Genomic DNA, 22,030 nt, shown 5'->3' with positions numbered 1-22,030 from the left:
ATGCGCGCCTACCTGAGCTTGTTCTGCGGCCTGTCGGCCGGTGTCGTGGGCGCGGTGGCCGCGTTCAACTACGCGGTCGATCCCTATCTGACGCACCAGTGGGACACGCCGCCGGTGCAGTCGCTGCGCCCGGTGCGCGAGCGGCTGGGCGCGTGGGCCAAGACTTACGCATTGGCGCGCTACCGTCCGTCGCTGGTGTATGTGGGCAATTCCCGCACCGAGGTGGCCTTGCCCGCCCATCCGTCCCTGTTTGGCGGCCGGCCCGTGTTCAACGCCGCCCTGTCCGGCGCGACCATGAACGACGCGGGCATGATGGCGCACCACGCGGCGCAAGTGGCCAGGGTGGACACGCTGGTATGGGGGCTGGATGCGCCGTCGTTCTCCCTGGGCTCGGGCAACACCGAGCTGGACGAGGCGCTGCTGGCGGACGGCCCCGGCTATCTGGCGCGGCGCACCTTGCTGAACCTCAAGCGCGCGGTCAGCGTGGAGATGGCGGGCGATGCGCTGCGGGTGCTGCGCGGCAGCTACGAGCCGGTGTGCCGCTCCAGCCTGGCATTCCTTGGGCAGCGCGATGCGGCCTGCCTGACGCACCGCTTTGCGCAAAAAGGCGGCACGGCGGCGGCGGTGCTGCCGCGGCTGGGTGAATTCGTGCGCGGCGAAGGCCCGTCCGCCGCTGCGATGGCGGTATTCCAGAAGCGCCTGGACGAGCTGTGCGGCAAGGGTACGCGGGTGCGCTTGTACGTGAATCCCACCCATGCCTTGATGCAAGACGCGCTGTACTGGGCCGGCAAGGCGGACACGATGGAGTCCTGGCTGCACGCGCTCGCCGCCGAGGCCTCCGGCAGAAGGGCGCGCGGCTGCGATGTGACGCTGCACGACTTTTCCGGCTACAACAGCGTGACCACCGAGCCGGTGCCGCAGGCCAGCGGCCGGGCGGACATGGATAACTACTGGGAGCCTTCGCACTACCGCGAGAATGTGGGCCGCATGATACTGGCGCGCCTGATTGATGGCGCGCCCGCCGCGCCGGACGGTTTCGGCGCCGAGCTGACGCCGTCCACCATCGCGCGGCACCTGGCGGCCTTGCGCGCGGCGCGCGAACGCTACCACCTTGAGCATGCATTGGAAACGGCGCTGGCCAGGCAGGCTGCGCAAGCGGCCAGGGCGCCGGCACTGCGCTAGCGCGTCTGCCTGCCGGCGCGGCGGGTCAGCAGGGCGCAGCCTTTTTCGCAGGGGCGGCTGCTGTGTTCGAACTCGGCGAATTCCTCTTTCCACAATGCCAGGATGCGCTGCTCGTCGGGACGTGCGCTGTCGTCGAGGAAGACCACGGCGCCGTCGGCAAGCAGGGGGAACAGCGCCGGACCGGCCGGATAGCGCGCCAGCTGGCGGGTTGCTTGCGGCGGCCCGTCTATCACCAGCAGATCGACCTGGGCTTGCGGCGGCAGCGCGCTGTGCAGCGCCGAGGGCGCGTACCAGGGCCAGGTGGCGGCGCCGAACTGCTGCGGCTGCAGGGGCGCATCCAGCACTTGCGCCCAGGCCGACAGACCGTGGCGCTCCAGTTCGCGCCGCGTATGCTGGGCATACACCGGGTCGTGTTCCAGGCTGTACACCATGCCCGTCCCATTCAACTGCATGCAGCGAGCCAGCACCAGCGTCGAGGTGCCGCTGCTGCACTCCAGCACCACCTGCGGGCAGGCGGCCTGCGCGTGGCGCGCCAGTTCCAGCAGCAGGTCCGGCGACGCCGCCCAGCCCCGGGTGGCAGGCAGGCTGCGGCTGAGATTGAGCTCCGCGTACAGGCCTTGCAGCGCCTCCAGCTGGCGGTACAGGCCCGCCGGTTCGCGCAGCGCGTGGTCGCGCACCTCGTGCAGCAGCAGGTGCACCAGGCGTACCTTGTGCAAGGTGTAGCCGCACAGCAGCAGAATGAAGAGCACGAACAGGAAGGACGTGGAGGAGAACATGGCTGCCTTTCAGCGTAGGAGGGGGCCGGATCAGCGCGCCGCGCGCGCCAGCAGTGTGTCGTACAGCGTCAGGTAGCGGTCGGCCACCGCCGCCAGGCTGTGGTGGGTCAGCACCAGGCGCCGTCCGCGCTGGCCGTGGCGGCGCGCCAGGCCGGGGATGCGGTAGTAGTCCGCAATGGCGTCGGCCAGCAGTTCGGGCTTTCCGGGCGGCACCAGCGTGCCGGTCCAGCTAGCCTGCACCAGCTGCGGATTGGCGCCCGCCATCACCGCCACCACCGGCAGTCCGCTGGCCATGGCCTCCAGGATGCGCAGATTGGCGCCGCACACCGGCGGCGGCGCGGGCGCGGGCGCGACAAACACGTCCATCGAGCGCATCAGGCGCGCGGTGTCGTCGCGCGCGCCGGGCAGCCAGGCCAGATGGGCCATGCCGGCCGCGCACAGCATGGCTTTGCACAGGTCGCGGCAGGGACCGTCGCCGGCGATGATGAGGCGCAGCGGCGTGTCGGTGCGGTCCTGTTCGGTCACCATCAGCAGAAAGGCCTGCACCAGCGCCGCATGGTCCTGCTCGCTGTCCATGGGGCCGGCGGCGCCGATGACAAAGGCATGCTCGCACAGAAAGCCGGGCGGCCCCACGGCGGCCGGCGCCATGCCCAGGCGCGGGTGGAACTGGGTGCTGTCGATGGCGCCGTGCGCCGGATGGATGCGGATCTGGCACGCGCCCAGCGCCTCGCCCAGCCAGCGGCCCAGGCTGGGTCCCCAGCCGCTGCGCGGCGGCAGGCCGTCGCCGGGCTGGGCGTTGGGCAGGCGGATGCGGATGCCCGCCAGCGCCGCCAGCAGCTGGGCGCGCACGCTGCGGGTATGCACCAGGTCCGGCCGCAGGCGGCGCAGCAGCCGGTACAGCCGCAGGCAGCCGGACCAGCCCAGGCCGCTGCCCCGGCTCAAGCTCATCACCTGCACCGCCGCGCCGTTGTGGCGCAGCTCGCAGTCCAGGTCGCCCTGCAGGGTCAGCACCACGTGGCGGTAGCGGCCGGCGGGCATCATGCGCAGCAGCTTGAACAGGCTATCGTCGCGGCCGTCGCCGGGCAGGCGGTCCAGCAGGTGCAGCACCAGGGGCGCGTCGGCGGGATGGCCTTGCACCGCGGCGCGGCTGGCGGCAGGCCTGGCGCTATTCGTAATAGCCATAATATTCCGTGCCTGGAAAAGCCTTGATCTTGTTGTAGATCAGGTTGATGTGCTTGCAGGAATCGAGCAGGCGCAAGGCTTCGCGCACCGCGTTCTGCGTGGTGGTCTCGGCCTCCACCACCATCACCACCTGGCCCATCTGCGCGGCCAGCACGCTGGCCTCGGTGGTGATCAGCAGCGGCGGCGAATCGAAGATGACGATGCGGTCGGCATAGCGGTTGGCGATCTCGCTGAGCAGGGTGCTCATGCTGCGGCTGGCCAGCAGTTCGGTCGCGTGGCGGTTGCTGCGCCCGGCCGGCAGGATGCTCAGCGTGGGCACATTGGTCTTCAGGATGACGTCGGCCAGCTCCAGCTCGTCGTTCATCAGGATGTCCATCAGCCCGGCCTCGGCGCCCAGGCCCAGCACCTTGAGCACCGACGGGCGCGCCACGTCGGCGTCCACCAGCAGCACCGTGATGTCGCGCTCCATGGCGATGCTCATGGCCAGGTTGATGGCGCAGTAGGTCTTGCCTTCGCCGGGCAGCGCGCTGGTGACCACGATCAGGTTGCCGTTGCGGATGGCGGGCTGGCTGTCGCCGCGCAGATTACGCAGCAGCGGGCGCTTGATGATGCGGAAGTCCTCCGCCGCCGGCGTGCGGCCGCCTTCGTGCGTGACCATGCCCATCTGCGCCATGCGCTCCAGGTCGAGCTCAATATAGCGCTGGCTGCGCAGCGGGCTGCCGGCTGGCGGCAGTTCGAGCGCCGCGCCCTGGTTGTCGGATACTGTCATGGGATCTCCGGGTTATCTCAGCAAGGCGGCGGTCAGCACGCCGCTGTAGGACAGCAGCAAGCAGCCCAGCGCCGCGCCGAAGCCGGCCAGGCTGCGGCGCCGCTTGATCTGCTGGGCCGGCGTCCAGTTCATGGTGACCGTGCCCAGCACATTCATGCCGGTGAACACGCGCAGCTCGGCCGGGCTGAGGAAAGTCGGACGCACCTGGGTGATCGTCAGCGCCGCGGCGGCGCCGGCCGCCAGCGCTGCCGCCAGTACGCCGCTGTAGAGCAGGGCGCGGTTGGGCCCGACGGGCCGGACGGGCACGGTGGGCGGGTCGATGATCTTGAAACTCATCATCTCTGTGGTGGAGCTGAGGTCGCCGGACAGCTTGGCCACCTCGCGCCGGCTCAGCAGCTTTTCGTAGTTGTCCTTGTTGACCTGGTAGTCGCGGTTCAGCTGCGCCAGCTGCGCCTCGGCCTCGGGCACGGCCTGGCTCTGCGCCTCCAGTCTGGCGTGGCGCGCCGCCAGCTCCTGCACCCGCACCTTGGCGGCGGCCACCTTGGCGTCGGCCTCGGTCAGCGCCACTTTCAGCTGCTGCAGCATGGGGCTGAAGTTCTTGCCGGGGTCGCTGTACGCGGGACGGTTCTTGCTCTCCTCCAGCTTGCGCTGTTCGAGCTGCTCGACCAGGCGCTTGGTGGAGGCGATGTCGGGATGCAGTTCGGTGTACTGCAGCCGCAGCGCGTCCAGGTTTTTGTTGAGCGCGGCGATGCGGCTGTCGATCTCGGGATTCTCGATGGCGGACGGGGCCACGTCGCCCAGGATGGGCTCGTCGCCGGTGGTCTGCGAGCGGATGGCGTTGCGCGACTGTTCGGCCTCCATCAGCTCCAGCTTGGCGCCGTTCAGCGCGTCCGACGACATCAGCAGCTGCGAGCCGTAGTCCAGGCCCTGGCGCGGCAGCAGCGCGTTGTGCGCCATCTTGAACTCCTTGACGGTGTTCTCTGCCGCCACCAGCTTGTCCTCGTAGGATTTGATCTGGTCGTCGATGAACTGCACCGCCTTTTGCGACTCGCCCTTTTTGCCCTTGAAGCTGCCTTCGACGAAGATGGTCAGCAGCGACTGCACCACGTCGCGCCCCAGGCGCGGATTGCTGCTGTTGTAGGTGATGGTGTAGATGTCGTAGCTGCCGGTGCTGGCGATCTTGATCTTGCCGAGCAGCTCCTCGATCTGCAATTCGTGGTCGCGCGCCGAGGTCGTGTTCAGGTCCATGTCCACCATGCGGATCACGCGCTCGATGTTGGGCCGGCTCAGCAGGGTGCGGCTCATGATGGCCACCTGCTGCTCCACGTTGGGCACGCTGGTCATGCCCGACAGCAGCGGCTTGAGTATGGTCTGGGTGTCGACGAAGACGCGCGCCGAGGTCTGGTAGTTGTCGGGCAGCGTGGCGACCTTGATCCAGCCGCCCACCGCCACCAGCCAGGCCACCGCGATGGCGGGCCAGCGGTACTTCCAGATGCCGCGTATGTGGATCAGCAGCTGATTGATAAACTCTTCCATGGCACGGGCTCCTGAACGTCGGCGGATGCTGTCCTGCTGGTCCGATTATAGGAGCGCTCCTGTGCGGCTCAGGCTGTAACTGCGCTGGGCTTGAGCCGCATCAAGAAATCGCGTTGCGATCGCACCGTCCCGCCTAGCGCTGGCGCCGGCGGCTCAGCAGCGACATGCTCAGCAGTCCGGCGGCGAGCACCGCCAGCGTGCCCGGTTCCGGCAGTTCCTGCTGCAAGGCGTTGGCCAGCGAATTGTGCTGGATGGTGATCTGGTAGGTCTGGCCCACCGACAGCAGCGCCGTGGTGGCGGTGAAGAAGGCCGAGCCCGGAGCATAGATCAGGTCGTTCGGCGCGCCGTCGGTGGCGCTGACGGTGCTGGCCGCGTTGAGCGCGTTCGGTGCAAAGTTGAGCACGGTGGCGCCGGTCGTGATGTTGACGATGCTGAGCGACCAGGACAGGCGGGCGTTGGCGTTCGACACCGGACCGGAGCCGGGCGTGACCAGTGCGCGCGTGTAGGGATTGCCGTCGAAGGCGATGGTCATGGTGTCGGCGGCGCCCAGCGTGAAGGCGAAGGTGGTGGAGGTGCCGACGTCCGAATTGCCCGAGGCCACGGCGTTGACGGCGGTCGAGGCGTCCGCGCGGGTGGAGGCGTTGGCGCCGGCCGGCGTGGCGCCGATGATGATGGAGGCGCCCGTCAGGCGCTGGTCCGCGTGGCCGTAGGTGTTCAGCACGGGCGGAATGCCGGCGATGGGGGTGTAGGTGTCCGGCGCGACCGGGCAGGGGCCAACGCATTGCTGGGCCACATTGGGCGGCACCGGGTTCTGGATGGGGCGCGAATCGGCGCCGTTGGCGAATACGTTGTTGAGCCCGGCGGTGGCGTGGGCATCGTTGGTGCCGGTCAGGGTGGAGAAGTCGGCCGTGCTGAACGCCACCCCGCTCGAATGCAGCAGGCGGAAGTTGCTGATGTTCAGGATGGACGAGGCGAACGTTGCAGCCTGGGCCGGCGCTGCGGCGGTCAGCCCCAGGCTGGCTGCCATGGCTGTGAGCAGGAAACCTTTTTTGATGATGTTCATGACGTGCTACTCCTTTTAGTGAACTCCGGGTTGACGGCTGGGAGGGGGGCCGTTGCACCTTTAACAGCAGCATCCGTGCCAAGGGAATTTGCTCTTCAAAATCAATGGCTTACGTTTTCGATTGGGCGTTGCACAGGGGCTTTGGCAAGGAAAGCGACACTGGCTACAGGCGGCCTCGGCAAAAAATTTGCACTGGCCGGGAACTTTTTGCGGATCTGCTTGTCTGAAAGAACTGAGCCCGGTTCGCTGTACGTGCCGGCCGCGAATTGACTAGCAAAGGAGCGCGAGCGTGCACCAAGACGACGACACCATCATTTCCTTTGACGCGACGACGGGGTTGAGCGACCTTGTCATCGGCGAAGGACTGGCCACCCCGGAGTTGGACCACCCGATCGACCAGCAAATCTTTCATATCCGCATGGCCAACTCACGCGGGCGGCGCGAAGCGGCCACGCTGCTGCTGAAAAAAATGTACGGCTGGCGCGGCTACGACGTCGATCCGTCGGCGCACCACGTGCTGAACCGCATTACGCTGTATGCGGAAACCGGCGGCGTCACCGTCGGCACCATGTCGCTCTGCCTGGACGATCCCCAGCTCGGCCTGCCGGCCGATGAGAATTTCCGCGACAAGCTGGACGGCCTGCGGGCCCGCCAGCGCCGGTTGTGCGAGCCGTCCCGGCTGGCGATAGACAAGGGCGTGTCCAAGCGCGTGTTCGCCGCGCTGATCCATATCTCGTATATCTACGCGCACAACATTCATGGCTTTTCCGACTACGTCATCGAGGTCAACCCGCGCCACGTGATGTTCTACAAGCGCATGCTGGGCTTCCAGGACTTCGGCGGCCAGCGCGAATGCAGCCGGGTCGGCGCGCCGGCCGTGCTGCTGCGCCTGGAACTGGACTATATGGGCGAGCAGATCCGCAAATTCGGCGGCCTGATGGAGCAGCAGACCACCGAGCGTTCCTTCTATCCCTATTTCTTCCCTATCTGGGACGAGCCCGGCATTACTTCGCGCCTGGTGCAGGGGAGGAATTAGCCATGGGCGCACCGCAAGCTGCCGCGCCGCCAGCGGGGCTGGCCGACGCGCTGGCGCAGTGGCGCATGCTGCTCGGGCCGCAGCGCGTGCTGGACGATGGCGCCACGCTGGCGGCCTATGCGAGCAGCACGTCGTCATGGAGCACCCGGCCCGCTGCGGTGCTGCGCCCGCATACGCGCGGCGAAGTGGAAGCGCTGGTCCGCACCGCGGCGGCCAGGGGCATCGCGCTGTACCCCATCAGCACCGGCAGGAACTGGGGCTATGGCGATGCGTGCGCGGCCACGGCCGGCCAGGTGATCGTCGACCTGAGCGGCATGAACCGCATCCGCGAAGTCAACGCCAGGCTGGCCTACGTGGTGATCGAGCCCGGCGTGACGCAGCAGCAGCTGTCGCAATACTTGCTGTCGGAGAATTTGCCACTGTGGATGGACAGCACGGGCGCGGGGCCGGACACCAGCTTGATGGGCAATATCCTGGAACGCGGCTTTGGCCACAGTCCCTATGGCAACCGTTTCCAGAACGTGTGCGGCATGGAAATCGTGCTGGCCGACGGCGAGGTGCTGCAGACCGGTTTCGGCCATTTTCCCGCCAGCCGCAACAGCCGCGTGTTTCCCTACGGTCTGGGCCCGTGGCTGGACGGCTTGTTCACGCAGTCCAATTTCGGCATCGTCACCAGCGTCGGCCTGTGGCTGATGCCGAAAACCGAAGCCATCAACCATTTCCTGTGCAGCGTCGAGCGGCACGAGGACATAGCGCCGGTGGTGGACGCCTTGCGGCCCTTGCGGCTGGACGGCACGCTGCGTAGCATTGTTCATATCGGCAACGACCTGCGGGTGATTTCCGGCGGCGCCACCTATCCGCACGAACGGGCCGGCGGCGCCTCGCCGCTGCCGGCGGCCCTGCGCACGCAGCTGCGGCGGGAGGCCGGCGTGGGCGCCTGGACCGTGTCCGGCGCGCTGTACGGCAACGCTTGCCAGGTGGCCTGTGCGCGCCGCGCCGTGCGGCAGGCGCTGCGCCACACCGGCGCCAAGCCGCAGTTCATCGACGAGCGCAAGCTGGCTCTTGCCGGCTGGCTGGCCGGCCTGCTGGGCAACCGGCCTGCGGCCCGGCGGCTGCGCGCCAAGGTGGCGCTGGGCCGTTCCCTGTTCGACATGAACAAGGGCATACCGAACGGACGCTTCCTGGCCGGCGCCTACTGGCGCAGGCGCGGCGGCCTGCCGCCGGGATTTCCCGCCGGCGCCAACCCGGCGCTGGACAACTGCGGCCTGCTGTGGGTGTCGCCCGTGCTGCCCATGTGCGGCGAGGACCTGCTGCGCGTGCACGCGCTGGCCGAGCCCATCTTCCGCCTGCACGGCTTCGACCTGTTCGCCACCTTCAGCATGATCAACGAGCGCGCGCTGGGCGGCGTGATCACCGTGGCCTACGACAAGGACAGCCCGGACGAGACCGCGCGCGCCATGATGTGCTACCGCCAGCTGTTCGACACCGTCATGGAGGCCGGCTACATTCCCTACCGGGTCGGCCTGCAGTCGATGGCCGATCTGGACGGCGGCGGCGACAGCTACTGGCGCGTTGCCGCCAGCCTGAAGGCCGCGCTGGACCCGCAAGGCATCATCGCGCCCGGCCGCTACCAGCCGCCGGCGCGGGCTTAGCGCCGGACCTGGCATTCGCTTGCGCAGCGGCATGGCGCCATCCATCAGGCGCTGCCGCGCCGGCGCAGACCGGCCAGCCCCAGCAGACCCGCAGCCAGCAGCGCCAGTCCGCCGGGTTCGGGCAGTTCCACCTGCGCGACAACCGGATCGGCTAGGCGCCAGCCCCAGCCGTTTTTGCCCACCGCCGAAGTGGCCAGTATGCTGGTGATGGTGTTAATGCCGAAGAAGTCGGCGCCACCGGCCTGGCTGCCGCTGCGGAAGTAGATGCAGGCCGGGCCTGACATGCAATTGGCCAGATAGGTGCCGGTGCCGAACGCCGGCGTGGGCAGGCCGTCGGTTTCCTGGAACAACGTGGTATTGAGCGGATTGAAGGCCACATTGCTCATGCCGGCGACCGGGGCGGTCACCATGCCGGGCGTGAACTCCCAGCTCATCAGCAATTCGCCGTCGGTGATGCCCTTGATTTTGTTGAAGGCGGTGCGGTCGAGCGTCTTCAGGCCGCCCGTGCCGAAGCTGGGATTGGTGCCGCCGCTCAGCTTGTCGATATAGAAGTCCAGGTGGATCTTGCCGTCGCAGCCGAAGGCCGCGTTGGTGCAGCCGGCGCTGTAGATGCGCTTGCCCACGCCGCCGGTGCCGGCCGAGGTGCTGGCGTCGCCTGCGCCGTACATCATGAAGGAAATGCTCTGGTTGTTCTGGCCCTGCTGCCAGTAGCTGTCGGAGGCGTTGCCGACTTCATTGATCGAGGTCATATAGCCGGCCGCGAAGGTGGCCTCCTTCAGCGTGCCGGCCTTGCCGCTGTCACTGCTGCGCGCCTGGTAGCCGGTGTACTTGATTTCCACCAGGCCCGATTTGCTCAGGACGAAGGGGGCCAGCGGCGCCGCCATGGCCAGCGGCGCGCCAACGGCGGTAAGGCAAAACAGGCTGCGGCGCAATACGGTCAAGCTCTGCATGATGAACTCCTGTGGTTGGGTTGCTCACTACACCCATAGCAATATGCGGGCCACACGGCGGTTTGCGGGGCGGGGACCGTATTCCGGATTCGGCGCGGGGCATGCATGTAAGCAAAAGCGACGCAGTGCAGCCGAACCCATGGCGGGACTCACAACTGCGGCAGCAGCGCCCGCACTTCGTTCTGGCGCGCGAAGCTCTTGTCGGCCAGCAGCAGCTCGAACTGGCGGCGCGCGCCGGGCTTGTCGCCGGTTTTCATCAGTGCGGTGGCATAGTGGTAGCGGATCTCGCTGACCTGCGGCGCCGCGTCGCTGGCCTGTTTCAGTATCGGCACGGCGCGCGCGGGCTGGCCCTGCTCGAGCAGCACCCAGCCCAGCGTGTCCTGCACCGCCGGGTTGCTGCCGGCCAGCTTGTGCGCGCGTTCGGCGTACTCGAGCGCACGCTTGTCCTTTACCTGCTGCAGCGTCCAAGCCAGGTCGTTCAGCGCCACCACGTTGCCGGCGTCGGCTTCGATGATCTTCTCGTACTGCAGCGCCGCGCCCGCGTAGTCTTGCGCGCTCATCAAGGCGCTGGCAAGGTAGAGGCGCGCGGTCGCGTCGCGCGGATGCTGCTGCAGCCATTGCAGCACGCGCTCGGTGGCCTCCTGCTTGCGCCCCTGCGCCGACAGGCTGCGGTGGATGGCGATCACGGCCGGGCCGCTGGGCTCCAGCAGATAAGCGCGCTCGTAAAGCTTCAGCGCCGGCACGGCGCGGCTTTGCGCCATCAGGATGTCGCCTTCCAGGCGGTAGCCCAGCGGCAGCTGCGGATTGCGCTTCTGCGCCTGCTGCGCGATGGCGAAGGCCTCGTTCCAGCTGCCCTGTTCGGTCAGCAGGCGCACCGTGGTCAGCTGCGCCAGGCCGTTGTCCGGCTGCAGGGCCAGCACCTTGCGCGCCGCGACCAGGGCGTCCGGCAGTTGACGCAAGGCCAGGTTGGCGCCGGCGATCTGCATCTGCACCATGGCCGAATCCGGCTGCAGCACGGCCAGCTTGGTGTAGCTCTCGAGTGCTGCCTGGTGGCTGTTGCCGGCGGTTTGCGCCTGCGCCAGCACGGCCAGCACGTCGGCGTTGTCGGGATTACTTCCATGCAGCTTTTGCGCCAGCGTCAGCGCCTTGGTCGTCTCGCCGGCGCGCAGATAGTAGTTGGCCAGCAGCAGCGCGGGCGGCAGCGCGTCCGGATTTTCGCGCTGTGCCCGTTCCAGCCAGCCTATCGCTTCGGCGGTCTTGCCCTGGCCGGTGGCCAGCCGCGCCAGCGCCGTCATGACCGCGATATTCTTCTTGTCCTTGGCCAGGGCCGCCTCGTAGCGCTGGCGGGCGCGCTCGGGCTGGTGCTCCAGCACATCGAGCTGGCCCAGATTGTCGAGCGCGGGCAAGTAGGCCGGATCGAGCGAGAGCGCGCCCTGGAAGGCGGTCCGCGCAGCGGAGAAGTCGTTGCTGGCCAGTAGCACGCCGCCTTTCAGGTTCTGCACGGCGGGATTGTTGCCTTGTTTTTCCAGCGCCGCCACGGCCGCCAGCGCCTTGGCGTAGTCCTTGTTACGCAGATGCACCACCACCAGCATGATGCCGGCGCGCGGCGCCTTGGTGTCCAGCGTGCTGGCGCGTTCCAGCTCGCTGATCGCGCGCTGGCTGTCGCCCAGGCCGAGCCGGCTCGCGCCCAGCGCCGCGTGCAGCGCCGACGTGCCGGGCGCCAGCTCTACCGCCTTCTGGAAATAGTCGGCGGCCGGGCCGAACTGCTGCAAGCGCATGTGGGCGTCGCCCGCCGTGGCCAGCAATTCGGCGTCCCCCGGGTATTTTTCGATCAGCGGCGTCAGCAGGGCAATCGCTTCGGCCGCCTTGTTGTTGCGCAGCAGCGTGGCGGCCAGCAGCTTGCTGGCGTACAGGTGGCCGGAAAGATTCTCCAGGAAGCGGCGCAACTGCTGCTCGGCCTGGGTGTTCTGGTTCAGTTCGTACTGCACCGCCCCGGTCAGCAGCACGGCGGGCATATAGTCGGGTGCGGCGCGCAGCACCAGTTGCAGCTGTTCCAGCGCGGCCGGATAGTGCTGCTCGCGGAAGTCCAGCAAGGCCTGCGTGAACACCAGCGGCAGGCTGGCGGGCGCGGCGGCCCGGGCCAGGGCCAGCTGGGCCTTGGCGTCGGCGAATTTGCCGCCCTGGATCAACAGGCTGGCGATGTCGATGCGGGTTTGCAGGTCGGCCGGCCGCAGCTTGAGGATGTTCTCGTAGCTGGCCCGCGCCTCGGCCGGTTTGCCTTGCACGCGCAGCAGGTCGGCGCGGAAGCGCAGCGCGTCCACGTCGCCCGGATGCAGCGCCAGCGCCTGGTCCGCCAGCGCCAGGGCGCGCGCCTGATCGCTGTCCAGCAGGGCCAGGCGGGCGCGCCCGAGCAGTGCCAGGCTGTTGCCGTCCTGCCTGGCCAGCGCCGCGTCGAGCTGGTGTTCCGCTTCCGCCCGCCGGTTCAGGCCCAGCAGGGCGTAGGCGCGCAGCGCCATCATGTCGGCGCTGGCCGCCTGCGAGGGCAGCGTGGCGAGCACGCCTTCGAATTGCTGTTGCAGCAGCATCACGCGCGCAATGCGCGGCAGAATCTCGGGCTCGGCCATACCGGCCTGGCGGGCGCGCCGGTACTCCTTTTCGGCCGATTGCACATCGCCCGACTCCAGATAGACGTCGCCCAGCAGGGCGCGCGCGGTACTGTGCTCGGGGTTAGCCTGCAGCACGTTCTTGAGCTGGATGACGGCGGCGCGCGTATCGCCTTTCTTTTGATAGGCTTGCGCTTCCACGATCAGGGCCGGCTCATCCGGCTTGTGTTTGCAGGCGGGCAGGCTGGCGGCAAGCAGGCCGGCGGCGAGGATGGCGCCAACGGCATGGCTGGCGCGGGGCAGGGACGAATTGGGCATGATCTCTCCGGGACGGGCGTAGAGCTCCAGCGTAGGCGTTCGCGGCCTGGGGCTTGTTGATCGGCCTCAATGAACCGCATCAGGCGGCGGACTTGCTTGCAGGCGGACGGCGGCGCCGCGCTGGTCCACGGTGTGCAGCTCCACCGGACGGCGCCAGACGCGGGCGATATAGTCCAGCACCCGTTCCGCTTGCGGCCGGGCCAGGCCGCGGCCGTCGCAGCCATGGTCATGCGCCAGCGCCAGGCGGCCGCCTTCGCCTACGCCCTCCACCCGGATCGCCGGCGCGCCATAGTTATAGCGCGGCGCCAGGATGGCTTCGTGCAGCGCCGGCAATTCGCGGCTGGCCAGCCAGGCGGCGCCGTCGCGGTCCCGCACGTAGGCGAACAGCTGCAAGTGCGCGGCAATGTCGCGGTCCAGATAATTGCGGATGAAGCCGAAGTCGTCCTCGTCGCGGCAGATGCGGCGCGCTTCGGCCATGCCCTGGCGTTCAATGATGTGGTCCCACAGCGCGTAGCCCAGGTGGTAGGGGTTCAGCTGCAGCGCCAGGCGGCCGTCGCCGCAGGGGCGCACGATGTCCGAATGGACACGGATCGCTTCCAGGTACAGCGGCGCCGGCAGGAAGCCCGCTTCGCGCAGCAGGCGCGCATGCCAATAGCAGGCCCAGCCTTCGTTCATGATCTGGCAGGCATGCACCGGATGGAAGTAGCACGCCTCCTCGCGCACCGCGAGCAGAATGCCGCGTTCCCAGTCCCGCAAGGCGGGAGCGTGCCGTGCGATGAACAGCAGCAGGTCGCTCTCCGGCAATCCGCCGTGCGGGTCCACATGGGCCTCCAGCGCCAGGGCCGCGTCCAGCACCGCGTCCACTGCCGCCTGGCCGTGCAGCTGCGCCGCGCGCTCCACCAGCCTGGCGTGGGCGGCGCTGCGTTCCAGGATGCCGCTGCCGCCCGGTTCCGTAAAACCGCGCAACAGCGCATTGCGGCGGCAAAAGTCGGCGTGGCCCAGCACATGGGCGCAGACCAGCGCATTTTCAGCCTCGGTGTTGCTGTCCGCCAGGAAGGCGCGGCACGGCGCGCCGGGAAACATCACTTCATAAATGCGGGACTGGCCCATGTGGCGCGCCGTCATCTGGCGCAGGTAGCGCAGGCCGAAAGACCAGTGGCGCATGCGCACCGGCAAACCATAGATGGCGATTTCGAGCATGAAGCTTTCCGGCACCCGCTCGAAATCCACCGGTCCGCATTCCAGGCCCAGTCCGGCGGCCAGCGCCTCCATGGCGGGCAGATGGCAGCTCATGCGCGTCCGGCGCCGTGGCAGAAGAAGCTGCGGATGGCGTCCCATGCGTCGTCCGGCTGCGCGAGCGTACAGATTGCCGCCGCGCCGCCGGCATGCCGGCGGGCGGTGAACAGGCGCCGCAGTTCGCTGTCCTGGGCGGCATGCGGGCGTGATGCGCCGACAGCGGTTTCGACGTAGCCCATGAAATTGAGCGAGGGCGCCAGGGCCGCCAGGGCGGCGCCGGCGGCGGCGCGGTCTTCGCTGTAGTTTTCGCCGTCGGATGCGTAGAACAGGTAGGCGTTGTGGCCGCCGCTGCCATAATCGGCGCGCAGGATGTCGTGCGCGAGCCGAAACAGGCACGATGCCTGCGTGCCCCCTTCGCCGGAAATTTGGAAGAATTCGTGTTCCGGGAATTCCCAGGCTTGGGTGGCGTGCGCCAGGAAGCGTACCGCCACGTCCTGGTAGCGGTGGCGCAGGCCGTGCAGCGTGAAATGGAAGAAGGTCTTGGCGAGCTTGCGTTCGGGCAGCGTCATGCTGGCGGACACGTCCAGCGCGAACAGGACCACGGCTTTGCTGGCCGCGTGGCGGCGCGGCTGCCGCTGGCGAAAGCGCAGGTCGTCGTTGATGTAGGCTGGGACGGCCAAGGGGGAGGGCGGCGCCGCCTGGACTGCTTGGCGCTTCACTGCCTGCATTGCGGTGCGGCGCCGGTCCAGTTGCGACAGCGCGCCTTGCCGGTTCCAGCCGTTGCGCACGCTGGACAGCTCCTTGCCGGTGCCGGCCTGCGGCGTTAGCAGGGGCAGTTCCAGCTCCTCCCACAGCCAGTCCATGATGTCGCTGGCGGTAAACTCCAGTTGCGTGCGCACGCCGCCGTCCCCGTCGCCGGCGGAAGCGCTGACGCCCTGGCCGCCGCGCTGCTCGCGCCCGGCGCGCAATATGTCTCCCGGCCAGCCCGGGCCGTGGCCAGCGCCGCTGCCGCCATCCGGCGGATCCGCCAATTGAAAGCGCGCGTGCTCGAGCAGATGCAGCGGCACCCGCACCGTGCGCTGCGGGTCGCCGGACATCAGGTCCGGACTTTCCAGGAATTGCGGGACATAGGCCAGCACCGCCTGGCGCACTTTCTGGTTGTGTCTTAGCCAATCGCGCTCGCCGCGCGAGAACAGCTCATACCACCGGGACTGGTTTGCCATGGCGCCTCCGCTACTCCTGGGCCAGCAAGGTGGTGACGTAGGCCAGCGCCTCGCGCGCGCTGTGGGCGTCGTAGCCGTATTCGTCCACCAGGCGCTGCTCCACGGCGCTGAGCCGTTCGCGCGCCGCTTCGTCCGGACGCCGTTCCGAGCCCACCAGCCGCAGCACGTCGCGCCGCTGCTCGAACAGGTATTGCTGTATCGCCTCCCGCAGCGGCGCATGGCTGGCCAGCCGGAACTGTTCGCCGCGCTTGTATGCGCCCATCGCCTTGCGCACCACCTCCTGCCTGAAGGACTGCTTGCCCGCCTCGCTCACATGTATTCTTTCCTCCACCGCGCGCAGGAAGCGCTCGTCCGGCCTCCGCTCGTCGCTGGTGATGGGATCGCTGACCTGGCGGTTGTCCAGCATCGCCTCCACTTCGTCCAGGTACTTCTCCAGCAGCTCATCGGCCTCGCGCTCGAACGCCACGAACAGCGCGCGGTGCACATCCTCCTTCACCCACACGTTGTAGAAGGCCTTGCGCGCCAGCGCCAGGTGCTCCAGCCAGCGCCGCTTCCTGCGCGCTTCGATGCGGGCGTCGCTGTCGATCGCATCCTTCAGCGCCAGTAGCACCTCCATGGCGCCCAGGCTGGCGTGGCCGGACTGGTTGGCGCGGATGATGGCGTGGGACAGGGCATTGACCACAAAGCGCGGCGACACGCCCGCCAGCGCCGCATCCTGTCCTCCTGCCGGCGCTCCTTCGCCGGTGCGCGCCGCTTCGGGGCGCAGCATGCCGCCAACGTCCTCGTCCGCGTGCAGGCGCACTTTGCGCACCAGTTCGTCGTCCTTGCCCTCGCTGTCCGGCAGGCGGCTCAGCACGGCGAACACGGCCGCCGCGTGCAGCGCGTGCGGGTCCAGATGGGCGTCGCGGAAGGCCGGCGCGGCGGACTTGACCAGCTTGGCGTAGATGCGCGCCTCGGCGCGGTAGTCCAGCGTGTACGGCACTTGCACGATGACCATGCGGTCCAGCAGCGCCTCGTTCTCGCTTTCCTGCACAAAGCGGCGGAACTCGGCCAGATTGGTGTGCGCGACGATGGCCAGGTCCAGATGGATCAGTGGAAAGCGCGCCACCTTGACGTTCTTCTCCTGCGTCAGCGTGAGCAGCAGATGCAGGAACTCGCGCTTGGCCTTCAGGATTTCTATCATCTCCAGCATGCCCCGGCTGGCCGCGTACACGGCGCCGGACCAGGACCATGCGCGCGGGTCGCCTTCGTCGCCCACCTCGGCCACCTTGGACAGGTCGACCGAGCCGACCAAGTCGGCCATGTCGGCGGTGGCGGGGTCGTGCGGCGCATACGTGCCCACGCCGCAGCGCTGCGCCTCGGCCAGGAACAGGCGCTCCACCGGCATCTGCAGGAAGTCGCCGCCGTGCTGCTGCTCCAGGCGCGCGCGGCAGTGCGGACACAGTTCGCCCTCGGCCACGGCGCCGTAAGTGTCGCGGAAATGGCTGCGCATGCCATGCGGCAGTAAGTGCAGCGGCGACTCGTGCACCGGACAGCCTGCGATGGCGTACAGCGCGCCGTCGTCGGTCTGGCTGTATTCCTCCAGACCGCGCTTGAGCAGTATCACCAGCGTGGATTTGCCGCCGGATGGCGGACCGAGCAGCAACAACAGACGGCGGCCGACCTCGGAGCCCGCCGCCGCAGCCTGGAAGTAGGCGCTGACGCGGGCGAGGGCGTCGTCCAGGCCGAACAGCTCGCCGGCGAACAGGTCCTGGCCGGCGGAGCTGCGGCTCCAGCGCAGCATGTCCCAGATGTACTGGTGGGCGTTGCGCGCCAGCAGGGCGGGGGCGGCCGGGAATATCTGGTCTAGAAAGAGGGCGAAGGGGCCGCGCCAGATGTCCGCGCGGTGTTGGCGGGTGTAGCTTTGCAGCTCGTCCAGGAATTGCTGATGCGCGCGCACGGCGTTCTCCTCAGGTTGGCTACAGTATCTGGCCTGGGGGAGATGTGCGGGCTGAGGCGCGTCAAGGAGAGGAGGGGAACTTTTTGCAGCGGGGGCGTTGGCGGGTTACGCGCTGCGTGCTAACCCGCCAAGGCGTCGTCTATTTTACGTTGTGGATGCGGGCGATTGCGGCGGCCACGCCGGCGCCGTAGGCCGGATCGCACGCGGTGCAATTGCCCACGTGGCGGTCTATCACCTGCTGGGATGCACCCTGGATGGCGCGCGCGGTGTTTTCAAACAGCAGCGTTTGCTGGGCGGGCGTCATCAGCTGGAACAGCAGGCGCGGCTGCGTGAAATAGTCGTCGTCGGTGCGGTGGTTCCAGTGGTCGGCCGCGCCTTCGATGGACAGCGGCGGCTCGCGGAAATCGGGCTGCTCCACCCATTCCTGGTAGCTATTGGGCTCATACGGCGTAGCGCCGCCCTGGTTGCCGTCCACCCGCATCTGGCCGTCCCGGTGGTAGCTGTGGAAGGGGCATTTCGGCGCGTTGACCGGAATCGACGCGTGGTTCACGCCCAGCCGGTAGCGCTGCGCGTCGCCGTAGGAGAACAGGCGCCCCTGCAGCATCTTGTCCGGCGAGAAGCTAATGCCCGGCACGATATTGGCCGGGTTGAACGCGGCCTGTTCCACTTCGGCGAAATGGTTCTCGGGATTGCGGTTCAGCTCCAGCACGCCCACTTCGATCAGCGGGTAGTCCTTGTGCAGCCACACTTTGGTCAGGTCGAACGGGTTGTACGGCGCGGTGGCGGCTTCCTTCTCCGGCATCACCTGCACGAACAGCGTCCATTTCGGGAAGTCCTTGCCTTCGATGCTCTCGTACAGGTCGCGCAGATGGGTTTCGCGGTCGCCGCCTATGCTGGCGCCCGCTTCCTCGTCGCTCAGGTTGGCGATGCCCTGCTGCGTCTTGAGCGTGAACTTCACCCAGTAGCGCTCGCTCTGCGCATTGATAAAGCTGAACGTATGGCTGCCGAAGCCGTGCATATGCCGGTAGCTGCGCGGTATGCCCCGGTCGCTCATCACCACGGTCACCTGGTGCAGCGCTTCCGGCAACAGGGTCCAGAAGTCCCAGTTGCTATTGGGGCTGCGCAAGCCGCTGCGCGGATCGCGCTTGATGGCGTGGTTCAGGTCGGGAAATTTAAGCGGGTCGCGCAGGAAGAACACCGGCGTGTTGTTGCCCACCAGGTCCCAGTTGCCTTGCTCGGTATAGAACTTGATGGCGAAGCCGCGGATATCGCGCTCGGCATCGGCCGCGCCGCGCTCGCCCGCGACGGTGGAGAAGCGCACAAACAGCTCGGTCTGCTTGCCTATGCTGGAGAACAGCGATGCCTTGGTGTACTCGCTGATGTCGTGCGTCACCGTGAAGGTGCCGTAGGCGCCGGCGCCCTTGGCGTGCATGCGGCGCTCGGGGATGACCTCGCGGTCGAAATGAGCCAGCTTCTCCAGGAACCAGACGTCCTGCAGCAGCGCCGGGCCGCGCGGGCCGGCGGTCTGGATATTCTGGTTGTCCGGGACGGGGGCGCCGAAAGCGGTGGTCAACTTGTTCATTGTGGGTCCTTACTGAAGTGCTGCGTTGTGAAAGCCATTGTTCTGGGGACGGGCCATGGCGCGCTGGCTGGCGCTGATCAGGCCGCGCTGCGTGGCCACCACCACAGCGTGGGTGCGGGCGGTGGCGTCCAGTTTGCTCATCAAGCCCTTGACGTGGGTTTTTACCGTGCCCACGCCTATGCCCAGCTCGCGCGCGATGGACTTGTTGCAGCAGCCCTGGGCCAGCAGGCGCAGCACATCGGTTTCGCGGCCGGTCAGCGATTCGCGGCTCAGGCTGTCGGCCACGCAGCGGGTGACGGACTCGCTCAGGTAGCGCAGGCCCTGGCTCAGCAGGCGGGCCGCCTTCACCAGCTCCTCGGCGCTGCATCCTTGCAGCAGATAGCCGTGCACGCCGCTGTCCATGGCCATGCGCACTTCCCACTCCTTGTCGAACTGGGTCACGATCAGCACGCGGCGGACGGGGCTGTAGCGTTCCTGGGGAGCCTGGCGCGCGGCGGCGATGCCGCTCTGGTAGTCCGCCACCACCACATGCGCCACGCTCAGCGCCTGCGGGCAGGCGGCGTGGGTGGAAACGGCGAACTCCGCATGGTCGCCCAGGATGGCGCGCAGCCCCGCCGCCATGACGGGGTCTTCATGCATGATATGGATGTTGATGGTGTTTGGCTGCATGGTGGATCTCCTACGTACTGCAGCAGCGAGCGCTGTTGCTTCTCATACATTTATGATGTACGGACAAGGTAGGCAGATCAAGTTAAGAGATGTTAAACGCGGTTAACACCTATTTTGCAAGCGCGGGCAGGCCTAGGCTGGCTGCGGCCGGGCGCCCCACGCCAGCCAGGCCAGCAGCGCAATGGCCGGCAGCAAACCGTAGAATCCCGCGTAAATATAGGCAAATGCGCCGCCGATGGCGCCTGCGCCGAAAGCCAGTATCGGCCACAGGAACTTGGCGCAGCGGCGATGGACCGATGCGTCCGCGCCGCCGCGCGCCACGTCCACCAGGTCGATCACCAGCTGGGTGACGTTGCCCGTCATCACGGTGGTCGGCGTCAGATGGGACAGCAGCAGCTTGGCGGCGGCGTTCTGCACCCCCATGGCTGCCGCGCCTATGCCCCCGGCCAGCAGGGCAAGAGGCGCGTCCGCGGTGGTCAGCGGCACGGCGGCCAGGCCGGCCAGCATAAAGCCGACGAGCAATATCAATTGCAGGGAGAAAACCGAGCGCAGCGGCGCCTTGCCGCGCCGTTCCAGCGCCAGGATGTACAGCCGGGTAAACGCCACGGCCGCAACAAAGGCGCCGAAGGCCAGGAACTTGATCAGCACGCTGTTGCCGCTGGGGCGGGCCAGCTCGCTGCCGATCAGCACAAAGTTGCCGGTAACGTGGGCGGTGAACAGGCCGAACAGGGCGACAAAGCCCAGCGTGTCCACATACCCTCCCAGGAAACCGAGGGCAACCGCCTGGCGGGATGCCTGTACTTCATCGCTGCTGTCTATCATTGTGATACTCCATCGTGTAAATGGAGGCACTTTAGCGCAGTGCACCGGCAAACGCGCTCTCTCTTATGCCCTAGGGGCGGTCCCAGGGCGGGGTGTCCTTGAACTGTTCGACCAGGAAATCGATCATCACCCGCACCTTGGCGCTGAGGTGGCGGCGGCTGGGGTAGACCGCCTGGATGTCGATATCCGGCAGGCGGTACTCCGGCAGCACCTGCACCAGGCGGCCCGCGCGCAGGTCCGCACCGACCAGGAAAGTGGGCTGCCAGATGATGCCCTGGCCGCCCAGCGCCACGGCGCGCGCGGTATCGCCGTTATTGGTGCGCATCATGAAAGGAATCTTGACGGTATGCAGCTTGCTGTCCGCATCCAGCAATTGCCACTCGTCGGTGGCGTTGTAGCTGTAGCCTATGCAATGGTGCTTGGGCAGATCGGCCGGCGTGGCGGGCGCGCCGTGTTTGGCCAGGTAGGCCGGCGCGGCGCACAGCATGTTGACCGAGCTGGCCAGCTTGCGCGCCACGTGGGAGGCGGAGCCGGCGCGTGAAATGCGGATGGCCATGTCATAGCCTTCCTCGACGATGTCGACCACGCGGTCTATCAGCGCCACTTCCAGTTGCACGTCCGGATACAGTTCCATGAAGCGCGGCCACAGCGGCGCCAGTTGCAGCACGCCAAAGCTCAGCGGCGCGTTAATGCGCAGCAAGCCGCGCGGCTGCATGGTGGCGGAGGACACGATGGCTTCCGCCTCGGCCACTTCGTCGAGGATGGATTTGGCGCGTTCAAACAGCGCTTCGCCGCTGGAGGTGAGCGACATGCGGCGCGAGCTGCGGTTCAGCAGGCGCGTGTGCAGGTGCGCTTCCAGGTCGCTGATGTAGCGGGTTACATTGGCGGGGGAGGTGTCGAGTGCTTCGGCTGCGCGGGCAAAGCCTTCCTTGCGGACGACTTCGACGAACACTTCCAGTGCGCGCAGCCTATCCATCGGCAGGGGCGCAGCTTAGTAGCGGTTCCAGGTGTTGGCGGCGGTGCGGGTGGCGGCCGCTTCCTTGATATTGCTCAACTCGGCGTCACGCGCTTCGCGCTGCATTTCGGCCAGCTTGACGGCGGCCTGGGTGTCGCCGGCGCGCGCTGCGTCTTCAAATAATTTGATGGCTTCGTCGCGGCGGTTGCTGTCGGCCTGGTACTGGCGGGCCAGTTCGCGGCGCGCCACGGCGGAACCCTGTTCAGCCCACTCGCGCAGTCGCCGCTCCGCAGCAAAATTCCCGTTTTTATTCATTTGCAGTGCGGTCGCTTCGATAACCGGTGCAGGCGGGACCATGTCGTCTTTAGCCTGTACGCCGATCAGTACGCCAACGGTAACCAGAACCGTTGCTACTAAAACGCCGGACTTGTTGAATAATTCCATCTTTGAGAACCTTTATGCGTGTCGCTTGGTCGGACAACGGGGACGCCATGATACCACTTATTTCCAAAAGACAACAAATATTGTGTGCTTTTG

General features: G+C 67.5%; 18 protein-coding genes. 3 read left to right on the top strand and 15 right to left on the bottom strand.

The genetic code is table 11. The features are described 5' to 3' along the window. The gene (locus AC07S4_RS04925) at positions 1-1,182 is read left to right on the top strand and encodes a hypothetical protein (RefSeq protein ID WP_494985534.1); all 1,182 of its coding nucleotides are present in this window, start codon (positions 1-3) and stop codon (positions 1,180-1,182) included. On the opposite strand, the gene AC07S4_RS04920 is transcribed toward AC07S4_RS04925, so the two are convergent. From AC07S4_RS04920 to AC07S4_RS04900, 5 genes are all read right to left on the bottom strand, one after another. Beyond that, positions 1,179-1,958 (bottom strand): class I SAM-dependent methyltransferase, encoded by a 780-nt coding sequence (locus tag AC07S4_RS04920; RefSeq protein ID WP_494985533.1) that lies wholly within the window; start codon positions 1,956-1,958, stop codon positions 1,179-1,181. The genes AC07S4_RS04925 and AC07S4_RS04920 overlap by 4 nt on opposite strands. A 30-nt stretch (positions 1,959-1,988) precedes the next feature. After that, positions 1,989-3,140 (bottom strand): glycosyltransferase, encoded by a 1,152-nt coding sequence (locus tag AC07S4_RS04915; RefSeq protein ID WP_494985532.1) that lies wholly within the window; start codon positions 3,138-3,140, stop codon positions 1,989-1,991. Beyond that, positions 3,124-3,909, bottom strand: a complete 786-nt coding sequence (locus AC07S4_RS04910; protein ID WP_494985531.1) for an XrtA-associated tyrosine autokinase — start codon at positions 3,907-3,909, stop codon at positions 3,124-3,126. The genes AC07S4_RS04915 and AC07S4_RS04910 overlap by 17 nt, the downstream gene beginning before the upstream one ends. A gap of 12 nt (positions 3,910-3,921) precedes the next feature. Continuing rightward, positions 3,922-5,445, bottom strand: coding sequence for an XrtA system polysaccharide chain length determinant (locus AC07S4_RS04905; protein ID WP_494985530.1), 1,524 nt, complete (start codon positions 5,443-5,445; stop codon positions 3,922-3,924). Between the two features lie 133 nt (positions 5,446-5,578). Next, positions 5,579-6,508, bottom strand: coding sequence for an EDSAP-1 family PEP-CTERM protein (locus tag AC07S4_RS04900; RefSeq protein ID WP_494985529.1), 930 nt, complete (start codon positions 6,506-6,508; stop codon positions 5,579-5,581). Between the two features lie 289 nt (positions 6,509-6,797). Here AC07S4_RS04900 and AC07S4_RS04895 point away from each other — a divergent pair, with 289 nt between their 5' ends. Further along, positions 6,798-7,544 carry an N-acyl amino acid synthase FeeM domain-containing protein gene (locus AC07S4_RS04895; RefSeq protein ID WP_494985528.1) on the top strand — a complete coding sequence of 249 codons (747 nt, stop codon included), beginning with the start codon at positions 6,798-6,800 and terminating at the stop codon, positions 7,542-7,544. A gap of 2 nt (positions 7,545-7,546) precedes the next feature. Beyond that, positions 7,547-9,196, top strand: a complete 1,650-nt coding sequence (locus AC07S4_RS04890) for an FAD-binding oxidoreductase (RefSeq protein WP_494985527.1) — start codon at positions 7,547-7,549, stop codon at positions 9,194-9,196. Positions 9,197-9,240: 44 nt separating this feature from the next. On the opposite strand, the gene AC07S4_RS04885 is transcribed toward AC07S4_RS04890, so the two are convergent. From AC07S4_RS04885 to AC07S4_RS04840, 10 genes are all read right to left on the bottom strand, one after another. Then, positions 9,241-10,146, bottom strand: coding sequence for a PEP-CTERM sorting domain-containing protein (locus AC07S4_RS04885; protein ID WP_494985526.1), 906 nt, complete (start codon positions 10,144-10,146; stop codon positions 9,241-9,243). 149 nt (positions 10,147-10,295) lie between these two features. Beyond that, complete coding sequence (gene prsT / locus AC07S4_RS04880) at positions 10,296-13,067, bottom strand: XrtA/PEP-CTERM system TPR-repeat protein PrsT (protein WP_494985525.1); 2,772 nt, start codon at positions 13,065-13,067, stop codon at positions 10,296-10,298. A gap of 66 nt (positions 13,068-13,133) precedes the next feature. Then, positions 13,134-14,360, bottom strand: a complete 1,227-nt coding sequence (locus AC07S4_RS04875; RefSeq protein WP_494985524.1) for a SpoVR family protein — start codon at positions 14,358-14,360, stop codon at positions 13,134-13,136. Beyond that, on the bottom strand, positions 14,357-15,526 hold the full coding sequence (locus tag AC07S4_RS04870; protein ID WP_494985523.1) for a DUF444 family protein: 1,170 nt from the start codon (positions 15,524-15,526) through the stop codon (positions 14,357-14,359). The genes AC07S4_RS04875 and AC07S4_RS04870 overlap by 4 nt, the downstream gene beginning before the upstream one ends. A gap of 10 nt (positions 15,527-15,536) precedes the next feature. Next, positions 15,537-17,465: a serine protein kinase gene (locus tag AC07S4_RS04865; RefSeq protein ID WP_494985522.1), complete on the bottom strand. Its 1,929-nt coding sequence runs from the start codon at positions 17,463-17,465 to the stop codon at positions 15,537-15,539. A 139-nt stretch (positions 17,466-17,604) separates the two neighbouring features. Beyond that, on the bottom strand, positions 17,605-19,047 hold the full coding sequence (locus AC07S4_RS04860; RefSeq protein WP_494985521.1) for a catalase: 1,443 nt from the start codon (positions 19,045-19,047) through the stop codon (positions 17,605-17,607). Between the two features lie 9 nt (positions 19,048-19,056). Beyond that, positions 19,057-19,716 carry a LuxR C-terminal-related transcriptional regulator gene (locus tag AC07S4_RS04855; RefSeq protein ID WP_494985520.1) on the bottom strand — a complete coding sequence of 220 codons (660 nt, stop codon included), beginning with the start codon at positions 19,714-19,716 and terminating at the stop codon, positions 19,057-19,059. Between the two features lie 132 nt (positions 19,717-19,848). Next, a complete protein-coding gene (locus AC07S4_RS04850) occupies positions 19,849-20,538 on the bottom strand; it encodes a YoaK family protein (RefSeq protein ID WP_494985519.1) in 690 nt (229 codons plus the stop codon). Positions 20,539-20,608: 70 nt separating this feature from the next. Beyond that, a complete protein-coding gene (locus tag AC07S4_RS04845; protein WP_494985518.1) occupies positions 20,609-21,514 on the bottom strand; it encodes a LysR family transcriptional regulator in 906 nt (301 codons plus the stop codon). A 15-nt stretch (positions 21,515-21,529) separates the two neighbouring features. Beyond that, the gene (locus AC07S4_RS04840) at positions 21,530-21,850 is read right to left on the bottom strand and encodes a hypothetical protein (RefSeq protein WP_494985517.1); all 321 of its coding nucleotides are present in this window, start codon (positions 21,848-21,850) and stop codon (positions 21,530-21,532) included. Positions 21,851-22,030 lie beyond the last annotated feature (180 nt).

It is taken from the genome of Pseudoduganella sp. GW821-FHT05F09, assembly GCF_059419605.1.
The sequence above is the reverse complement of the archived record's forward strand: the minus strand, read 5'-3'. Positions and strand labels throughout refer to the sequence as shown.